Raw genomic sequence first — 17,981 nt, 5'->3', positions numbered from 1 at the left:
GGTCGGCAGGCCGTCCGCCCCGGCGGACGCCGCCCGTGCCGGTCCCGTACGCGGCACGTGCGCGCCCTATGGCGCCCCCGGTCCCCACCGCTGTCACAGCGCGTCTCCCTTTCCCCGCTCGTCGTCCTCGCCCGCCCCCGTGCCGTCCGCGTCGCCGGACAGCGACGAGCCGTCGCGCGGCAGCCGCAGCACGAACACGGCGCCGTCACCGTCGGGGGAGTTCGCCGCGGTGATGTCGCCGCCGTGGATGTGCGCGTTCTCCACGGCGATCGACAGTCCCAGGCCGCTGCCCTCGGAGCGCGGCCTGGACGCGCTGGCCTTGTAGAACCGGTCGAACACGTGCGGCAGGACCTCTTCCGGAATGCCGGGGCCGTGGTCCCGTACCTCGATCACCAGCTCGTGGTCGACGGGCCGCACGGAGACCCGGACCGGGGAACCGCCGTGCTTGAGGGCGTTGCCGATCAGGTTGGCCAGGATCACGTCGAGCCGCCGCGGGTCGAGCCGCGCCATGATGCCGCGCTCCGCGTCCAGCTCCACCGCGTCCAGCCAGGCGCGGGCGTCGATGCACGCGGTGACCTGGTCGGCGACGTCCACCGTGTCCAGTACGAGCCGCGCGGTGCCCGCGTCGAAGCGGGTGACCTCCATCAGGTTCTCCACCAGGTCGTACAACCGCCGGGTCTCGCTGACCACCAGGTTCACGGCCGGGGCGATCATCGGATCGAGGTTGTCCGCCTCGTCCTCCAGCACTTCCGTGACGGCGGTCAGCGCGGTCAGCGGCGTACGCAGCTCGTGGGACATGTCGGCGACGAAGCGCCGGCTGGACTCCTCCCGGGCGCTCATGTCGGCGACCTTCTTCTCGAGCGCCGCCGCCGCCTTGTTGAACGTCCTCGACAGTTCGGCCAGTTCGTCCGTGCCGGAGACCCGCAGCCGGGTGTCGAGCTTGCCCTCGCCGAGCTGCCTGGCCGCCTCGCCCAGCCGGTGCACCGGCCGCAGCACGGTCGTCGCCGCTGCCTGCGCGAGCAGCGCGGAGCCGATCAGGGCGAGCAGGGTGGCGATCCCGAGGGACCAGGCGAGCGAGTTGAGGTCCTGGCGCTCCTGGTCGAGCGACTTGAACATGTAGCCGGTCGGCCCGCCACCGATGATCCGCGTGCCGCCCACCAGATACGGCGTGCCGCCGCGCTCGGCGCGCTGCCAGAACAGGTGGTACGGCGCGGTGTTGCCCCCGGCTGTCTCCTGCCGGTCGTCGACCGCGTCCCGCAGCGACTGCGGCACGTCCGTCATGGTGAAGGCATCCGGGTCGGAGGCGCCGACGATCGGCTTGCCCTGGGCCCGTTCGCCGATCAGCAGCACGCTGTAGCCCTTGTCGCCGTCCGCCATCCGCTCGGCCGTCCGCTGCAGCTCCTCCTGAGTGGGCCGCAGCGGCAGCGCGGCGGCGCGGCTCTGCATGTCCTGCCGGAAGCCGTCGAGCGCCGCGTCCTGGGTACGGGTCAGCACCGCCTCCCGGTTGAGCCAGTACGCGATGCCGGAGGCGGACACCGCCGCCGTGAGCGCGACGAGCCCGAAGACCACCACGACGCGCAGCCGCAGACTGGTCAGGCGGATGCCGGCGAGAACGCCGCGGCGCGGCCCACCGGCCTCCTCGATGCCACGGCTCACCGGACGTTCCCGCCTCGGACGTGCGGTCCTCTCACTGCGGGACGTCCAGCCGGTAGCCCACGCCACGCACCGTACGGATCAGGGTCGGTGAGGACGGCACGTCCTCCACCTTCGCCCGCAGCCGCTGCACACACGCGTCCACCAGACGCGAGTCGCCGAGGTAGTCGTGTTCCCACACCAGCCGCAGCAGCTGCTGGCGCGACAGCGCCTGCCCGGGGCGGCGGCTCAGCTCCAGCAGGAGACGCAGCTCGGTAGGCGTGAGCTGCAGATCCTCGCCGTTCTTGGTGACCGTCATCGCCGAACGGTCGATCACCAGGGAGCCGAACGTCGCCGAGTCGGTCGACTCCCGCTCGCCACGCCGCAGTACGGCGCGGATACGGGCGTCCAGCACCCGTCCCTGGACCGGCTTGACGACGTAGTCGTCGGCGCCGGACTCCAGGCCCACCACGACGTCGATGTCGTCGCTGCGGGCGGTCAGCAGGATGATCGGCAGCTGGTCGGTGCGCCTGATCCGGCGGCACACCTCGAAACCGTCGATGCCGGGCAGCATCACATCCAGCACGATCAGGTCCGGCCGCTGCTCGCGCAGCAGTTTCAGGCCGTCCTCTCCCGTCGCCGCGGTGGCCACACGGTGGCCCTGGCGTGACAGCGAGAGTTCGAGGGCCGTGCGGATGGCGTCGTCGTCCTCGATCAGCAACAGGAAAGGCACGGGGGTCATTCTGGCCCATGGGGAGCCCCGGTTCGACTCCCCGGGGGTCCGGGGACCGCGACGCACACGACTCCTCCCCTTGTGACGCGCCTGTGACAGTCGGCGGACACCGCCATGAAACAGCCCGGGCAAGCTTCTTGGCACACGGAACGAAACAGACTCCACTCGACGGGGGGCGCGGGATGAACGCACTGCACAGCACCACCTCAAGCGCAGTTGTGACACGTCTCCACGACGTCGCCGTCGCGCGGAGCACCGAGAAGTCCGGCGCCGCTGGGGGTACCTCCCTGCTCGGGCGCAGCCCTGAGCATGGGGGAGGGCGGGGGTGCGTTCGCGGCGCCGGGCGTCAGCACAAGCCGTCGTCCGCGGAGCAGGGGCGCAAGCCCTATATGACGGTGGTCGACGCACCCATGACGGGAAGCAGCGCCGCGTACGGGGAGGGCACGGGGGAGCGGACGTCCTGCTCCGAGGCCGAGTTCACGGCCTACGTGAGGGAACGCCGAGCCTCCCTGTACGCGACCGCCTACCACCTGACCGGTGACCGCTACGAGGCCGAGGACCTGCTGCAGAGCGCGCTCTTCTCCACGTACCGGGCCTGGGACCGGATCAGCGACAAGGCGGCGGTCGGCGGCTACCTGCGCCGCACCATGACGAATCTGCACATCAGCGCCTGGCGCCGGCGCAAGCTCAACGAGTACCCCACGGAGGAGCTGCCGGAAACGGTCGGCGACACCGACGCGATGCGGGGTACCGAGCTGCGCGCGGTCCTGTGGCAGGCGCTCGCCAGGCTCCCCGAACTCCAGCGGACGATGCTGGTCCTGCGCTACTACGAGGGGCGCACCGACCCGGAGATCGCGGACATCCTGGACATCAGTGTCGGCACGGTCAAGTCGAGCATCTGGCGGTCGCTCCGCCGGCTGCGCGAGGACGAGGTCCTCAGCTTCGGCCGTGACGAGGAAGAGTCCTTCGGCGAGCTGGTGGCCTGAAGGCGACGGGGGAGGCGCGGGGCCGCTGTTTCGGGGGAGACGGCGGAAGGATCCACGGGGGACACGGGGATCCACGGGGGCGGGAGCGGGGCCGGACAGACCAGGGGGTTCTGTCCGGCCCGCTTTCGTGTCCGCGTCCGGGCGCGGCCTTCCCCGGGCTGCTTCCGCGTCCGGGGTTCCGTACCGGTTCCTGCGGCCGTCCGCCGGGCTGCTTCCGGCCGGATCCGGGGTCGGGGTTCCGTACCGGTTCCTGCGGCCGTCCGCCGGGCTGCCTGTGCGGCCGGGGCCGGGCCTTCCGTCAGGCCGCTGTCGTGGCCGCGCCCGGCCTGACGCGGCGGCCCGCCGCCGCGGCCGTGAGGCGGCTCAGCGCCTCGGCCTTGCCGCACGGGTGCGCGCCCAGCCCGGCCTGGCGGGCGACGATGCCGCGCTCCGCGCGCATCAGGCGCCAGCCGCGGCGCAGCAGGAACGGAACCGACTTGCGGCCCTCCCGCAGATCGCGCGCCAGCCGGCGGCGGAACGTCGTGGACGGCCGGCCGCGCAGGCACAGCGCGTCGGCGAGGACGCCCAGTTCCTCGCAGCGGCGCACGATGTCGGCCGCGAAGATGCCCTCCGCGACGAACAGCGGGGTGCGGGCGATGTCGAGCATCTCCGTCCCCGTCCGGGAGCTGGTGGCGATGTCGTACACCGGCACCGCGGTCCGGCCGCCGCGGCACAGCTCCGCTATCGCCGCGACCGCGGCGTCCGCGTCCCAGGAGGACGGCGAGTCCCAGTCGATGTCCGTGCTGCCCGTCACCAGGGGAAGTGTCGGGTCGTTGCCCTCTTTGTAGAAGTCGTCCAGGCGCAGGACCGGCAGGCCGGTGCGGGCGGCGAGAGAGGACTTTCCGGAACCTGAGGGGCCCGCGAGCAGCACGACGCGGGTCGGGATGGGTTGGGAACTCACGGGAGACAAGTGTGACGCATGAACGGCCGCCCGGATCCCCTCGGGGCCCGGTTGGTACCGGCGTCACAGTCCCGGCTACGTCACGTAGGCGCACGATCACACGATTGGTCAGGAAAACATGGCTCGTCACGCAGCTTCCAGGAACCAGCGGCGCGCACTGCTGCGCGCGGGACTCACCGTCGTGGCGGCAGGTGCCGCACTCGGGGCGGGCGGGGCGGCGGCGCACGCAGCGCCCGCCGTGGGGGCGGACGGGGGCGCGGGCGCGCCACTGGGAGCCGCGACGGGCCTGCTCGCCAATTCGGTGAGCGGGGTGAGCGAGCTCAAGAGCCTCCAGCTCCACCCGCTGGCCAACACCGGCGTGGACCCGCTCGACAACGCGGTGGGCACCCAGCTCGCCGACTTCAAGCCGGTCAGTACCGCGATCGCGACGGACAACATCACCAAGGGGCAGGCGATCGAGGACCTGCCGGTGGCCGGCCCGGTCGTCGGCGGACTGCTGCCGTAGCCCTGCGCGGAAGAAGCCCCTGCCTCCGGACGGAGAGGCAGGGGCTTCGGCCCGTGGACGTCGGCACGCCGAGGCCGGTGTGCCGAGGTCAGTACGCCGCGGTCAGTACGCCGAGCCGGAGGCGCCGAGCGAACCGGTCGGGTGCCAGACCGTCTTGGTCTCCAGGAACGCCGTCAGACGGTGCGTGCCGGGGTCGGCCGAGAAATCCACAGCCCGTGGACGAAGCACGCGCTTGAGGTTGTCCGCGGCGGCGACCTCCAGCTCCTTCGCCAGCACCTCGTCGGCGCCGGTGAGGTCGATGCCGTTGACGTCCTGGTGCGCGGCCAGCGGCGCCGCGATCTCCGCCGTACGCCCCGAGAGGATGTTGACCACGCCGCCGGGCAGGTCGGAGGTGGCGAGCACCTCGCCCAGAGACAGGGCCGGCAGCGGGGCCTTCTCCGAGGCGATCACCACGGCCGTGTTGCCGGTCGCGACGACCGGGGCGACGACCGAGACGAGCCCGAGGAACGACGACTCCTGCGGCGCGAGAACCGTCACCACGCCCGTCGGCTCCGGGGTGGACAGATTGAAGAACGGGCCCGCGACCGGGTTCGCCCCGCCCGCGATCTGGGCGATCTTGTCCGTCCAGCCCGCGTACCAGACCCAGCGGTCGATCGCCGCGTCGACGACGTCCGCCGCCTTCGACTTCGACAGGCCCTCGGACTGCGCGACCTCGCGGACGAACTGGTCCTTGCGGCCCTCCAGCATCTCCGCGATGCGGTAGAGGACCTGGCCGCGGTTGTACGCGGTCGCGCCCGACCAGCCGCCGAACGCCTTGCGCGCGGCGACGACCGCGTCACGCGCGTCCTTGCGGGAGGAGAGCGGCACGTTGGCCAGCCACTTGCCCTTTGCGTCGGTCACCTCGTACACCCGGCCGCTCTCGGAGCGGGGGAACTTGCCCCCGACGTACAGCTTGTAGGTCTTGAAGACGCTGAGTCGCCCGTCAACAGTGCTCATCAGTGCTCGCCCTCCGGGCTCGACGGGGCGAGGTACGCCTCCAGACCGTGACGGCCGCCCTCGCGGCCGAAGCCCGACTCCTTGTAGCCGCCGAACGGCGAGGTCGGGTCGAACTTGTTGAACGTGTTGGCCCACACCACACCGGCGCGGAGCTTGTTCGCCACCGCGAGGATGCGGGAGCCCTTCTCCGTCCAGATGCCGGCGGACAGGCCGTACTGACTGTTGTTCGCCTTGGCCACCGCCTCGTCCGGGGTACGGAACGTCAGCACGGACAGCACCGGGCCGAAGATCTCGTCGCGGGCGATCCGGTGCGCCTGGGTGACGTTCGTGAACAGCGTCGGTGCGAACCAGTAGCCCGAGGTGGGCAGCTCGCACGCCGGGGACCAGCGGTCCGCGCCCTCCGCTTCGCCCGCCTCGACGAGCGTGGTGATCCGGGAGAGCTGCTCCGCGGAGTTGATCGCGCCGATGTCGGTGTTCTTGTCCAGCGGGTCGCCGAGGCGCAGCGTGGACAGCCGGTGCTTCAGCGAGTCGAGCAGCTCGTCGTGGAGCGACTCCTGGACCAGCAGGCGCGAGCCCGCGCAGCAGACCTGGCCCTGGTTGAAGAAGATGCCGTTGACGATTCCCTCGACGGCCTGGTCGATCGGGGCGTCGTCGAAGACGATGTTGGCGCCCTTGCCGCCCAGTTCCAGGGTGACCTTCTTGCGCGTGCCGGCGACCTCGCGGGCGATGGCCTTGCCGACCGCCGTCGAACCGGTGAAGGCGACCTTGTCCACATCCGGGTGGGCGACGAGCGCGGCGCCGGTGTCCCCGTAGCCGGGGAGGATGTTGACCACGCCCTTCGGCAGACCTGCCTGGCGGCAGATGTCCGCGAAGAACAGGGCGGACAGCGGCGTCGTCTCGGCGGGCTTCAGGACCACCGTGTTGCCCGTGGCGAGCGCCGGGGCGATCTTCCACGCCAGCATCAGCAGCGGGAAGTTCCACGGGATGACCTGGCCGGCGACGCCCAGCGGACGCGGGTCGGCCCCGTAGCCGGCGTGGTCCAGCTTGTCGGCCCAGCCCGCGTAGTAGAAGAAGTGCGCGGCGACCAGCGGGAGGTCCGCGTCGCGGGTCTCCTTGATCGGCTTGCCGTTGTCCAGTGTCTCCAGGACGGCCAGCTCGCGGCTGCGTTCCTGGATGATCCGCGCGATACGGAACAGGTACTTGGCGCGCTCCGCGCCGGGCAGCGCCGACCACTTGCCGAACGCCTTGCGGGCCGCCTTCACCGCGCGGTCCACGTCCTCGGCGCCGGCCCGGGCGACCTCGGAGAGAACCTCCTCGCTGGACGGCGAGACGGTCTTGAAGACCTTGCCGTCGGCGGCGTCGGTGAACTCGCCGTCGATGAACAGCCCGTACGACGGGGCGATGTCGACGACCGACCGTGATTCCGGTGCGGGTGCGTAATCGAATACGGAAGCCATGATGATCAGTCCACCGTCACGTAGTCGGGGCCGGAGTAGCGGCCGGTCGCCAGCTTCTGCCGCTGCATCAGCAGATCGTTGAGCAGGCTCGACGCGCCGAAGCGGAACCAGTGGCCGTCCAGCCAGTCCTCGCCCGCGGTCTCGTTCACCAGGACCAGGAACTTGATCGCGTCCTTGGCCGTGCGGATGCCACCGGCGGGCTTCACACCCACCTGTACCCCGGTCTGCTCCCGGAAGTCCCGGACGGCCTGAAGCATCAGCAGGGTGTTCGCCGGAGTCGCGTTCACCGCCACCTTGCCGGTCGACGTCTTGATGAAGTCCGCGCCGGCGATCATGCCGAGCCACGAGGCACGGCGGATGTTGTCGTACGTGGAGAGCTCGCCCGTCTCGAAGATGACCTTGAGCCGGGCGCTGCCGGAAGCCTCCTTCACGGCGCGGATCTCCTCGTACACCTTCATGTAGTGGCCGGCCAGGAAGGCGCCCCGGTCGATCACCATGTCGATCTCGTCCGCCCCGGCGGCGACCGCGTCACGGACGTCCGCGATCTTCACCGGGAGGGCGGCGCGCCCGGCCGGGAAGGCGGTGGCCACGGAGGCGACCTTGACGTCGGAGCCCTTCAGGGACTCCTTGGCGGTCGCCACCATGTCGGGGTAGACGCAGACCGCGGCGGTCGTCGGGGTGCTGCGGTCGGTCGGGTCGGGGTTGACGGCCTTGGCGGCGAGCGCCCGGACCTTGCCCGGGGTGTCCGCGCCTTCGAGCGTCGTCAGGTCGATCATGGAGATGGCCAGATCGATGGCGTACGCCTTGGCCGTGGTCTTGATGGAACGCGTACCGAGGGACGCCGCGCGAGCCTCCAGACCGACGGCGTCGACTCCGGGCAGCCCGTGCAGGAAACGGCGCAGAGTGCTGTCGGACGCGGTCACGTCGGGGATGGGGGTCCCGCCCACGCCGGAGGCTGTGGGGGAGGGTGCGGTGGTGGGCATGGTCACCAGATGAGCATATCTACGCGCGTAGCGGCCTGTACAGGGGGTGCGGCGTGATCCTTGGCGTCCGCGCCACCGGCCCGCGGACTTCGCCGCACCGGCCCGTGGCGTCCGCCGCACGTGCGTGCGGCAGAATCGGAACCATGACGAGCCCCCAGCAGCCAGCGCTCCCCACCGACAGCGAACGGGTCTTCCGCTCGGCCGCGGGAATGGCGGGCGGCGGGCTGCTGCTCGCGCTCATCAGCTGGATGGTCGTCGACGCGGTCGTGCGCGGCGAGGGCCGCACCCCGTGGTTCGCCCTCGCCGGTGCCCTGCTGGCGGGCCCGGTCATCGTCGCGTTCAGCTTCCGGCCCGCGGTGTTCGTGAGCGAGGACCGCATCCGGATCAGGAACCCGTTCCGCAGCATCGTCCTGCCCTGGGGCGCCGTGACCGACGTACGTGCCTCGTACTCGAGCGAGATCTTCACGCAGGGCGGCGCGAAGTACCAGCTGTGGGCCATCCCCGTCTCGCTGCGCAAGCGGAAGATCGCCGCGCGCAGGCAGGCGCAGGCCGCCCACGACGACCCGCACGGCCGGACCTCCGTGCACGCCGACGTCGCCGACGCCAAGTCACGGGTGGCGCCCACCGACCAGACCATCGCCGACCTGCGGGAACTGGCCGAACGCCGGTCGCGCGCCCCGGAGGCGCAGGGCGAACCGCAGATCCGCTGGGCGTACGAGATCATGGCCCCGACGGCGGTCGGAGCGGTCCTGCTGGCGATCCTGCTCGGCGCGGGCTGACGCCCGGTCCGGGGCGCCGGCCCCGGACCGGGCGCCGGCCCCGGCGGTCAGATGCCCGCCGCCGCGGCCAGATCCTCCTTGAGGCGGGCCAGCACCGCCGCCGCGCGCTCACGCGCCGGGCGCAGACCGCTCGTGCCGGCGACCGGCACGACGACCTCCAGGTAGCACTTCAGCTTCGGCTCCGTGCCGCTCGGGCGCACGATGACACGTGCCTGGAACTCGCCTTCGAGGTAGTACCGCAGACCGTCGGTCGGCGGGAGCGCGCCCGTGCCGAGCGTCAGGTCCTCCGCGGTGGCCACCCGCAGCCCGGCCAGCTCCGTCGGCGGCTGCTCGCGCAGCGCGCGCATCGCGTTCGCGATGACGCCCAGGTCCTCGACCCGTACGGACAACTGGTCGGTCGCGTGCAGGCCGTGCGCGACGGCGAGGTCGTCGAGCAGGTCGCCGAGCGTACGGCCCTGCTCCTTGAGCTCGGAGACCAGCTCCGCCACGAGCAGCGCGGCCGTGATGCCGTCCTTGTCGCGTACGCCCTCGGGGTCGACGCAGTAGCCGAGTGCCTCCTCGTAGCCGTAGCGCAGATCCTCGACCCGGGCGATCCACTTGAAGCCGGTGAGGGTCTCCTCATGGCCGACGCCCGCGGCCGCGGCGATCCGGCCGAGGAGGGACGAGGAGACGATCGACTCGGCGAAGACGCCGGTCGCGCCCTTGCGGACCAGATGCTCGGCCAGCAGTGCGCCGACCTCGTCACCGCGGAGCATCCGCCAGCCCGCGTCGGCCGTGTCGTCGGGGACGGCGACGGCGCAGCGGTCGGCGTCCGGGTCGTTGGCGACGACCACGTCCGGGGCCACGGCACGCGCCGCCTCGAACGCCAGGTCCATCGCCCCGGGCTCCTCCGGATTGGGGAACGCCACCGTCGGGAAGGCGGGGTCCGGGTCGGCCTGCTCGGCGACCAGTGCCGGAGCGGGGAAGCCCGCCCGGTGGAAGGCGGCCGTCAGGACCTCCTTGCCGACGCCGTGCATGGCCGTGTAGACGATGCGTGCGGTGCGCGGCGATCCGGCGGTCAGTACGGCGTCCGTACGCGCCAGATACGCGTCGAGCACCTCGTCACCGAGGGTCTCCCAGCCTTCGTCGGCGAGCGGCACGTCCGCCAGACCGCGGATCGCGCCGATCTCGGCGGCGATCTCCGTGTCGGCGGGCGGCGCGATCTGCGAGCCGTCGCCCAGGTACACCTTGTAGCCGTTGTCGCGCGGCGGGTTGTGGCTCGCGGTCACCTCGACGCCGGCCACCGCCCCCAGGTGCTTTATGGCGAAGGCGAGCACGGGCGTGGGCAGCGGCCGCGGCAGCACGGCCGCGCGCAGGCCGGCGGCGACCATGACGGCGGCGGTGTCGCGGGCGAAGTCCGCGGACCTGTAGCGGGCGTCGTACCCGACGACGACCAGCCCGCCCGCCTGCCCCTTGGCCTTCAGATAGGCCGCGAGGCCGGCGGCGGCGCGGATCACGACGGCCCGGTTCATCCGCATCGGTCCGGCCCCGAGCTCACCCCGCAGCCCGGCCGTGCCGAACTGGAGCGTGCCGCTGAACCGGTCGGCCAGCGCGTCGATGTCCTGCGCGTCGATGAGCCTGCCGAGTTCGTCCCGGGTCTCACTGTCGGGGTCCTCCGCGAGCCATGCCTTGGCCCGAGCGATGAGGTCCTGGTGCACGGTTGATCCGCCTCTCGTCTCTGCTACGTCGAGTGTGAGTGGTGGGCGGGGGAGTGTCCCGCCATTTCCGCGCGAAGCGCGGGGCGCGGCGGGTACGGGGCCGCTGCGCGGAGCGTTCCCACCCCACCCCGCCCCTTCACGAAACCGGGCGCTCCGCTCCCGGGGCCCGCGTCTCGATCTCCCCCTGCGGCCGGGTGGCCGTGGGTGGTGCCCCTGGGGTGGGCCGGGGCGTGCCCGTTCTGTCGGGGCTACGCCGCTGGGCCCCGCGCCTCGAACGCCGGCGGCCCGGACGTGCCCGCCGGGGCTCCCGGGCCGGGGGCCGTCGGCGCGGCTGGGGCTTGAGCCTGCCGGTGCCGTCGGGGGCTTCGCTCCGGGCATCTCCCCCCCCGCGGCCCGGCGGCCGTGGGCGGTGACTCCAGCGGGGCTGGAGTCGGCCCCCGGCAAGCCTGGTTGCGCGGGGCGAGACTCCGTCTGCCCGGCAGGATCCCCGGCGGGCCGTGCCGCCCGGCGGCAAACCCGGCCCGGCCCGGGTCCTCCACGGCCGCGGGGCCGTAGGGGGAGTCCGCGGCCACCGCGCGGGGAGCGCCGTACCAGAGCAGGGGGCGCCCAGCGGGCGAGGGCCCCGATCGCACCCGCGGGGTGTACGCCCCGGCATGCCGAGGCGGACGGAACGGGTCCCGGACGAGGCCCGGCCCGCCGGCCGGGTGACCGCGCGTGGTGCGGACGAGGCCCGGCACGCCCGCGCAGCGGCACGGAGCGGTACGGAGCCCAGGAAGCCCCCCGCGAGCGCGACGGGCGCGTCCGGGCGGAGCCCGGCGCACCGCCTACCCTCGGCACGGGCCGGGGTCCGGGGCCGGCCCCCGGTTTCGGGAAGGGAGCGGGGTTGGGGGAACGCCGCAGCCGCAGGCGTGGCCGGACGGCGTCAGATCCGGTCCAGGACCCTCGTCAGCAGCGCCCCCATCCGCGCCGCCGAGTCCCGCCCCGCCTGCAGCACTTCCTCGTGGTTCAGCGGCTCACCGGAAAGCCCCGCCGCCAGATTGGTGACCAGGGAGATGCCGAGCACCTCCGCGCCCGCCTCGCGCGCCGCGATCGCCTCGAGGACCGTGGACATGCCGACCAGGTCGCCGCCGAGCACGCGCACCATGTTGATCTCGGCGGGGGTCTCGTAGTGCGGGCCGGGGAACTGGACGTACACGCCCTCCTCGAGCGTCGCGTCCACCTCCTTGCACAGGGCGCGCAGCCGCGGCGAGTAGAGGTCCGTCAGGTCGACGAAGTTCGCGCCGATGACCGGCGACGCCGCCGTCAGGTTGATGTGGTCACTGATCAGCACCGGCTGCCCCGGGCGCATGCCCTCGCGCAGACCGCCGCAGCCGTTGGTCAGGATCACGGTCTTGCAGCCGGCGGCGACCGCGGTGCGCACGCCGTGGGAGACGGCGGAGACGCCGCGGCCCTCGTAGAAGTGCGTACGGCCGAGGAAGACGAGCGCGTGCTTCTGGCCGATGCGGTACGAGCGGATCTTGCCGCCGTGGCCCTCGACCGCCGGCGGCGGGAAGCCGGGCAGTTCGGTGACGGGGAACTCGGCCTCGGGGACGCCGAGCGCGTCGACGGCCGGAGCCCAGCCGGAGCCCATCACCAGTGCGACGTCGTGGGTCTCGGTGCCCGTCAGCTCGCGCAGGCGTGCGGCGGCGGCGTCGGCCGCGGCGTGTGGGTCGGCGAGTGCGCCGACGAGGTCCGGATTCACAGATGCGTTCACGCGGATGAGGGTAACCCGTGACTTCCTACGCGCGTAGATGACGCAGCCGACGGTCTTCGGATCGTTGTCTTGTTGTTTCCCACGAAAAACCGAAAACCGGCCTCGCCCGCCGGCGGCGGCCCCCGCCCGTCCTCAGCAGGGCCGCTTGCGCAGCTCCATCACATAGTCGTGCGGTGCCCCCGCCGACTCCGCGGCGTCCGCGATCTCGCCGAGGTAGCGGGCGGACGGCAGGCCGCCCTCATAGGCGTTCAGCACGTACACCCAGGCCGCCTCCTCGCCGTCCAGGGTGGCGACCCGGATCCGCATCCGCCGGTATATGTCGAGGCCGACACCCTCCCAGCGGTCCATCGAGTCCTCGTCCATGGGGGCGATGTCGTACAGCGCGACGAAGACCTGCGAGCGCGGCGCCTCCACGACCGTGGCCAGCGCTCCTTCCCAGCCCATTTGCTCGCCGCCGAAGGTCAGCCGCCAGCCGTTGAGCCAGCCGGTGCCGCGCAGCGGCGAGTGCGGGGCGCGGCGGGACATCAGCCGCGCGTCGAGGTTGCCGGCGTACGCGGCGTAGAGCGACATGGGATCGAGGGTACGGGAGGGTGGCGAATGACCGCCCGCGCCGCGTGGCGCGGGCGCGTCCGAGCGGTGCTGGACATGCCAACCGTGGTGGTCGGGGCCGTATGGAGCCCCCGGAGGGAGAACGCCTGAACGATGCGGGACAATGAAGTACGTACTGCATGCCACCGGGGGCGTCCCCGGAACCCCGGCAGAGCGGGCAGGCAGGCCGGGATCGACACTGCGAGGCGGACTTTTTCGTGACCCGGATCGTGATCATCGGCGGCGGACCCGGCGGGTACGAGGCGGCCCTCGTGGCCGCTCAGCTCGGCGCGGAGGTGACCGTCGTCGACTGCGACGGCCTGGGCGGGGCGTCGGTGCTGACCGACTGCGTACCGTCGAAGACCCTGATCGCCACCGCCGAGGTCATGACGACCTTCGACTCCTCCTACGAGGAGCTCGGCATCATCGTGGCCGACGACACCCCGCACATCGAGCAGGCCGCGCGCGTCGTCGGTGTCGACCTGGGCAAGGTCAACCGGCGTGTGAAGCGCCTCGCGCTCGCGCAGTCGCACGACATCACCGCCTCCGTGACCCGGGCCGGCGCCCGCGTCATGCGCGGCCGCGGCCGACTGGACGGGCAGCAGGCCGCGGACGGCTCCCGCAGGGTGATCGTCCGCGCGGCCGACGGCGCGGAGGAGACCCTCGTCGCGGACGCCGTGCTGATCGCGACCGGCGGCCACCCCCGGGAGATCCCCGACGCCAGGCCCGACGGCGAGCGCATCCTCAACTGGACGCAGGTGTACGACCTGGACGAGCTCCCCGAAGAGCTCATCGTGGTCGGCTCCGGTGTCACCGGCGCAGAGTTCGCGGGTGCGTATCAGGCGCTCGGCTCCCGGGTCACGCTCGTCTCCTCCCGCGACCGCGTGCTGCCCGGCGAGGACCCGGACGCGGCCGCGGTCCTCGAGGACGTCTTCCGCCGCCGCGGCATGAACGTCATGGCCCGCTCGCGCGCCGAGTCCGCCAAGCGCGTCGGCGACCGGGTGGAGGTCACGCTCTCCGACGGCCGCGTCATCTCCGGCACGCACTGCCTGATGGCCGTCGGAGCCGTCCCGAACACGGCGGGCATGGGCCTGGAGGAGGCCGGCGTCAGGCTCAAGGACTCCGGCCACATCCGGACCGACCGGGTGTCTCGTACATCGGCACCCGGCGTGTACGCCGCCGGTGACGTCACCGGCGTCTTCGCTCTCGCGTCGGTCGCGGCGATGCAGGGCCGTATCGCGGTCTACCACTTCCTCGGCGACGCGGTCACCCCGCTGAACCTGAAGACCGTGTCGGCCAACGTCTTCACCGACCCCGAGATCGCGACCGTCGGCTACAGCCAGGCCGACGTCGACGCCGGCAAGATCGACGCCCGTGCCGTCAAGCTGCCGCTGCTGCGCAATCCGCGCGCCAAGATGCAGGGCATCAGGGACGGCTTCGTCAAGATCTTCTGCCGTCCGGGCACAGGGATCGTCGTGGGCGGTGTGGTCGTCGCGCCGCGCGCCTCGGAACTGATCCATCCCATCTCGATCGCGGTCGACAACAACCTGACGGTCGAGCAGATCGCGAACGCGTTCACGGTCTATCCGTCCCTGTCGGGCTCGATCGCCGAGGTGGCACGCCAGTTGCACACCCGGAAGACGGCGGGCGAGGGGTAAAACCCGACGAACCCCGGGCACTCCGCCCAGGACCCGATCAACTAAGAGGCCGCCTATACCACTTGGCGGCCTCTTAGGTGCGCAATTTCCGCTATCCGGCGCATAGAGCTGAAAACTGACGGGCGGTGGGGTTACTGTCAGTTTCGTGTTCGCTGCAGAACGTCGTCAGTTGATCCTCGAAATGGTGCGCGCAAACGGTGCCGTGTCGCTCCGTGAGCTCGCCCGCGTCGTCCAGACCTCAGAAGTGACCGTACGGCGTGACGTGCGGGCGCTGGAGGCAGAAGGACTCCTCGACCGCCGGCACGGCGGTGCGGTACTGCCGGGCGGTTTCACCCGCGAATCCGGTTTCCCGCAGAAATCCCTGTCCGCGACCGCCGAGAAGACGGCCATCGCCGATCTCGCGGCGGCCCTCGTCGAAGAGGGTGAGGCCATCGTGGTCGGCGCCGGAACGACGACGCAGGAGCTGGCCCGCCGGCTCGCGCGCGTCCCCGGCCTGACCGTGGTCACCAACTCCCTGCTGGTCGCCCAGGCGCTCGCGCACGCCAACCGGGTCGAAGTCGTCATGACGGGCGGGACGCTGCGCGGCTCCAACTACGCGCTCGTCGGAAGCGGCGCAGAGCAGTCCCTCCAGGGGCTACGGGTCTCCCGCGCGTTCCTGTCGGGGAGCGGGCTCACGGCCGAGCGCGGCCTGTCCACGTCCAACATGCTCTCCGCGAGCGTGGACAGGGCGCTGGTACAGGCGGCGGCGGAGGTCGTGGTCCTCGCGGACCACACCAAGCTCGGCACGGACACGATGTTCCAGACCGTGCCGACCGATGTGATCACTCACCTGGTGACGGACGAGCCGCCGGCGCACGACGAACGGGCGGCGACGGAGCTGCAGGCGCTGGCAGACCAGGGCGTGCAGATCGCGGTGGCGGGGGCGGGCGCCGCGGCGCCGCGGCCCGAAGTGCCACTGCCGGGCCAGCGACGCACCCGCGCGGGCCTCCGCAGCGCGGCGGGCACCCTCGCCCCCGAGCCGCTCCCGGACCGCCCGGCCCGAGTCGCCGACCTCCGCCGCCGCTGAGACCGCCGACCGGTCTTGTCGGGCTCCGACCCCGGGCGCGGCGCCTCAGTCGCCGGCGGGGCCGGGGTTGCCCCGGTCGGCCGGTCCTGCCGGGGGTTCCGCCTCGAACCCGGCGCTTCAACGGCCGGCGGACTGGAGGTTGTACCGGATGCGGATCTCCGCCGATGCGGCGGTCGGCCGGTCCTGCGGCCGAAACCGGCGCCTCGCCGACGGGGCTGAACGTCGCCCGTTTCGTCGCCCCAACCGCCGACGGGTACCGGAGAAACGGCGGGGAGCGAAGGGCCGCCTCGGGGGAGGGGGACGCGCAGGGGGCGTGTTCGGGACGTAAAGCGTCGCAACTCGCGCGAAGCGTGGTGAGGAAAGCAGTCCCGGACATGCCCCCGGAGCGGCGCCAGGGCGCAAGCGGGCAGGGCCGGGTCAGGCCCGGAGGGGGGTGCCGGTCCGGCTCCGGCGGCGAGTGCACGGGGCCGTGGGTCGCGCCAGGCCCGGATGCTTACGAGGCCGGACCGGGCCGTGCAAGGTAGGCGCCAGGGCGCAAGCGCGCAGGGCCGGGACCGCGGCGGACCGGGCTACGCCCGGAGACGCAGCCCCCGCAGCGTCAGCGTCAGCAGGCGGTCCGCCAGCTCGGGGTCGCCCGGGTCCTGCTCCGCCGCCAGTGCGATCGCGTTCGTCAGCTGCATCAGATCGCCGATGGAGACGTCCGCACGGACCGCACCGGACTCCTGCGCCCGCGCCAGGAGGCGTTCACCGGCCTCGCGCAGCGGCACGCTGCAGGCCGACAGGGCCGAGTTCTCGTCGTGCGAGGCGGACATCAGCGCCCGGGCCAGCCCGCGGTACTCACCCGCGTGAGTGATGAGGGAACGCAGCCACTCCACCAGCGCCGCGCACGGCTCCGCCGCGTCCGCCAGCTCGTGCGACCGTCGCAACAGGTCGGCCAGCGCCTCCTGGAACACCGCGCTCATCATGGCGTGGCGGTTCGGGAAGTGGCGGTACAGGGTGCCGATGCCCACGCCCGAGCGGCGTGCGATCTCCTCGAGTGACGCGTCGGTGCCGCGTTCCGCGAACGCGGCCCGCGCCTGGGTCAGCAGTCTTTCGTAATTGCGGCGCGCGTCGGCGCGCTTGGCCCTCAAGTCGGTCACGTGGTCAAGGATGCCGGACGTCGCGGGGCAGGCGGCTGCGGCGGGCAGCACCCGGGCGGCGCCGGCTCCGCCCGGTGGGGCGCGGGGGCCGCGTCCCCGGTGGGGTGGCGGGCGAGGCGTTCCTGCCGCAGCGGCCTGGAGCGGCGCTCCGGCGCCGGCCTGCTCGATACGGGCGGCGAACCGCTGCCCACCTCAGCCGAAGGGCCCCCGGCGGATGATGCCGGGGGCCCTTCGGCTACGAACGGACGGGAGGTCAGTCCTTGATCTCGCAGATGACGGCGCCGGAGGTGAGGGAGGCGCCGACCTCGGCGGCGAGTCCCTTGACCGTGCCGGACCGGTGGGCGTTGAGAGGCTGTTCCATCTTCATGGCCTCGAGTACGACGATCAGGTCGCCCTCCTTGACCTCCTGGCCCTCCTCGACCGCGACCTTGACGATCGTGCCCTGCATCGGGGAGGCGAGGGTGTCACCGGACGCGGCCGACGACGACTTCTTCGCCGCCCGGCGCTTGGGCTTCGCGCCCGCCGCGAGACCGGTACGGGCGAGGCTCATGCCGAGCGAGGACGGCAGCGACACCTCGAGGCGCTTGCCGCCGACCTCGACCACGATGGTCTCGCGGCCGGACTCGTCCTCGTCCGTGTCGGCTCCGGCCGGAGCGAAGGGCTTGATCTCGTTGACGAACTCGGTCTCGATCCAGCGGGTGTGGATCCGGAACGGGTCGGCCGTGAACGCCGGGTCGGCGACGACCGCGCGGTGGAAGGGGATGGCCGTGGCCATGCCTTCGACGTTGAACTCCGCCAGTGCCCGCGCCGCGCGCTGCAGCGCCTGCTCGCGGGTCGCGCCGGTCACGATCAGCTTGGCGAGCAGGGAGTCCCAGGCCGGTCCGATGACGGAGCCGGACTCGACGCCGGCGTCCAGGCGCACCCCGGGGCCGGTGGGCGGGGCGAAGGCGGTGACGGTGCCGGGGGCGGGCAAAAAGCCCCGGCCCGGGTCCTCGCCGTTGATGCGGAACTCGAAGGAGTGGCCGCGCACGGCCGGGTCGTCGTAGCCGAGCTCCTCCCCGTCGGCGAT

General features: G+C 72.5%; 16 protein-coding genes. 5 read left to right on the top strand and 11 right to left on the bottom strand.

Going from position 1 to position 17,981, the window contains the following annotated elements; translation table 11 throughout:
* Positions 1 to 93 precede the first annotated feature (93 nt).
* The gene (locus tag AB0903_RS10880) at positions 94 to 1,656 is read right to left on the bottom strand and encodes a HAMP domain-containing sensor histidine kinase (protein WP_366701221.1); all 1,563 of its coding nucleotides are present in this window, start codon (positions 1,654 to 1,656) and stop codon (positions 94 to 96) included.
* 31 nt (positions 1,657 to 1,687) lie between these two features.
* Positions 1,688 to 2,365 (bottom strand): two-component system response regulator AfsQ1, encoded by a 678-nt coding sequence (gene afsQ1, locus AB0903_RS10875; protein WP_175257369.1) that lies wholly within the window; start codon positions 2,363 to 2,365, stop codon positions 1,688 to 1,690.
* Positions 2,366 to 2,547: 182 nt separating this feature from the next.
* Here afsQ1 and AB0903_RS10870 point away from each other — a divergent pair, with 182 nt between their 5' ends.
* The gene (locus tag AB0903_RS10870; RefSeq protein WP_366701219.1) at positions 2,548 to 3,351 is read left to right on the top strand and encodes a SigE family RNA polymerase sigma factor; all 804 of its coding nucleotides are present in this window, start codon (positions 2,548 to 2,550) and stop codon (positions 3,349 to 3,351) included.
* A 298-nt stretch (positions 3,352 to 3,649) separates the two neighbouring features.
* Here AB0903_RS10870 and AB0903_RS10865 read toward each other — a convergent pair whose 3' ends face one another.
* A complete protein-coding gene (locus tag AB0903_RS10865; RefSeq protein ID WP_366701217.1) occupies positions 3,650 to 4,291 on the bottom strand; it encodes a hypothetical protein in 642 nt (213 codons plus the stop codon).
* Positions 4,292 to 4,409: 118 nt separating this feature from the next.
* Here AB0903_RS10865 and AB0903_RS10860 point away from each other — a divergent pair, with 118 nt between their 5' ends.
* Entirely contained in the window at positions 4,410 to 4,796 is a 387-nt protein-coding gene (locus AB0903_RS10860) for a hypothetical protein (RefSeq protein ID WP_366701215.1), read from the top strand.
* Positions 4,797 to 4,898: 102 nt separating this feature from the next.
* Here AB0903_RS10860 and AB0903_RS10855 read toward each other — a convergent pair whose 3' ends face one another.
* From AB0903_RS10855 to deoC, 3 genes are read right to left on the bottom strand one after another with little or no spacing between them, the layout of a single operon-like run.
* On the bottom strand, positions 4,899 to 5,792 hold the full coding sequence (locus AB0903_RS10855) for an aldehyde dehydrogenase family protein (protein ID WP_366701213.1): 894 nt from the start codon (positions 5,790 to 5,792) through the stop codon (positions 4,899 to 4,901).
* Complete coding sequence (locus tag AB0903_RS10850) at positions 5,792 to 7,249, bottom strand: aldehyde dehydrogenase family protein (protein ID WP_366701211.1); 1,458 nt, start codon at positions 7,247 to 7,249, stop codon at positions 5,792 to 5,794. The genes AB0903_RS10855 and AB0903_RS10850 overlap by 1 nt, the downstream gene beginning before the upstream one ends.
* A gap of 5 nt (positions 7,250 to 7,254) precedes the next feature.
* Complete coding sequence (gene deoC / locus AB0903_RS10845) at positions 7,255 to 8,232, bottom strand: deoxyribose-phosphate aldolase (protein ID WP_366701429.1); 978 nt, start codon at positions 8,230 to 8,232, stop codon at positions 7,255 to 7,257.
* 143 nt (positions 8,233 to 8,375) lie between these two features.
* Between deoC and AB0903_RS10840 the strand changes: the two genes are divergently transcribed.
* Entirely contained in the window at positions 8,376 to 9,011 is a 636-nt protein-coding gene (locus AB0903_RS10840; protein ID WP_366701209.1) for a PH domain-containing protein, read from the top strand.
* 47 nt (positions 9,012 to 9,058) lie between these two features.
* Here AB0903_RS10840 and AB0903_RS10835 read toward each other — a convergent pair whose 3' ends face one another.
* The 3 genes from AB0903_RS10835 to AB0903_RS10825 form a co-directional block, all read right to left on the bottom strand.
* Positions 9,059 to 10,708 (bottom strand): phospho-sugar mutase, encoded by a 1,650-nt coding sequence (locus AB0903_RS10835; protein ID WP_366701207.1) that lies wholly within the window; start codon positions 10,706 to 10,708, stop codon positions 9,059 to 9,061.
* 922 nt (positions 10,709 to 11,630) lie between these two features.
* Positions 11,631 to 12,461, bottom strand: a complete 831-nt coding sequence (locus AB0903_RS10830) for a purine-nucleoside phosphorylase (protein ID WP_366701205.1) — start codon at positions 12,459 to 12,461, stop codon at positions 11,631 to 11,633.
* Between the two features lie 132 nt (positions 12,462 to 12,593).
* Positions 12,594 to 13,031 carry a gamma-glutamylcyclotransferase gene (locus AB0903_RS10825; protein WP_366701203.1) on the bottom strand — a complete coding sequence of 146 codons (438 nt, stop codon included), beginning with the start codon at positions 13,029 to 13,031 and terminating at the stop codon, positions 12,594 to 12,596.
* Between the two features lie 236 nt (positions 13,032 to 13,267).
* Here AB0903_RS10825 and AB0903_RS10820 point away from each other — a divergent pair, with 236 nt between their 5' ends.
* Together AB0903_RS10820 and AB0903_RS10815 are read left to right on the top strand one after the other, a co-directional pair.
* Positions 13,268 to 14,707, top strand: a complete 1,440-nt coding sequence (locus AB0903_RS10820) for an NAD(P)H-quinone dehydrogenase (protein WP_366701201.1) — start codon at positions 13,268 to 13,270, stop codon at positions 14,705 to 14,707.
* 145 nt (positions 14,708 to 14,852) lie between these two features.
* Positions 14,853 to 15,773, top strand: a complete 921-nt coding sequence (locus tag AB0903_RS10815) for a DeoR/GlpR family DNA-binding transcription regulator (RefSeq protein ID WP_366701199.1) — start codon at positions 14,853 to 14,855, stop codon at positions 15,771 to 15,773.
* A gap of 569 nt (positions 15,774 to 16,342) precedes the next feature.
* On the opposite strand, the gene AB0903_RS10810 is transcribed toward AB0903_RS10815, so the two are convergent.
* Together AB0903_RS10810 and AB0903_RS10805 are read right to left on the bottom strand one after the other, a co-directional pair.
* Positions 16,343 to 16,912 (bottom strand): helix-turn-helix domain-containing protein, encoded by a 570-nt coding sequence (locus AB0903_RS10810; protein WP_366701197.1) that lies wholly within the window; start codon positions 16,910 to 16,912, stop codon positions 16,343 to 16,345.
* A 253-nt stretch (positions 16,913 to 17,165) separates the two neighbouring features.
* Positions 17,166 to 17,981 (bottom strand): biotin/lipoyl-containing protein (locus AB0903_RS10805; RefSeq protein ID WP_366701195.1); only part of this gene is annotated, 816 nt, incomplete at its 5' end.

The sequence above is a fragment of the Streptomyces sp. NPDC048389 genome, assembly GCF_040706335.1.
Lineage (GTDB): Bacteria > Actinomycetota > Actinomycetes > Streptomycetales > Streptomycetaceae > Streptomyces.
This window is presented reverse-complemented; position numbering and strand designations above follow the sequence as displayed.

Bases quoted from the DNA above. Each gene is read 5' to 3' on its own strand.
- AB0903_RS10850 (WP_366701211.1), bottom strand. From the start codon at position 7,249: ATGGCTTCCGTATTCGATTACGCACCCGCACCGGAATCACGGTCGGTC.
- AB0903_RS10855 (WP_366701213.1), bottom strand. From the start codon at position 5,792: ATGAGCACTGTTGACGGGCGACTCAGCGTCTTCAAGACCTACAAGCTG.
- AB0903_RS10825 (WP_366701203.1), bottom strand. From the start codon at position 13,031: ATGTCGCTCTACGCCGCGTACGCCGGCAACCTCGACGCGCGGCTGATG.
- deoC (WP_366701429.1), bottom strand. From the start codon at position 8,232: ATGCCCACCACCGCACCCTCCCCCACAGCCTCCGGCGTGGGCGGGACC.
- AB0903_RS10840 (WP_366701209.1), top strand. From the start codon at position 8,376: ATGACGAGCCCCCAGCAGCCAGCGCTCCCCACCGACAGCGAACGGGTC.
- AB0903_RS10870 (WP_366701219.1), top strand. From the start codon at position 2,548: ATGAACGCACTGCACAGCACCACCTCAAGCGCAGTTGTGACACGTCTC.
- AB0903_RS10860 (WP_366701215.1), top strand. From the start codon at position 4,410: ATGGCTCGTCACGCAGCTTCCAGGAACCAGCGGCGCGCACTGCTGCGC.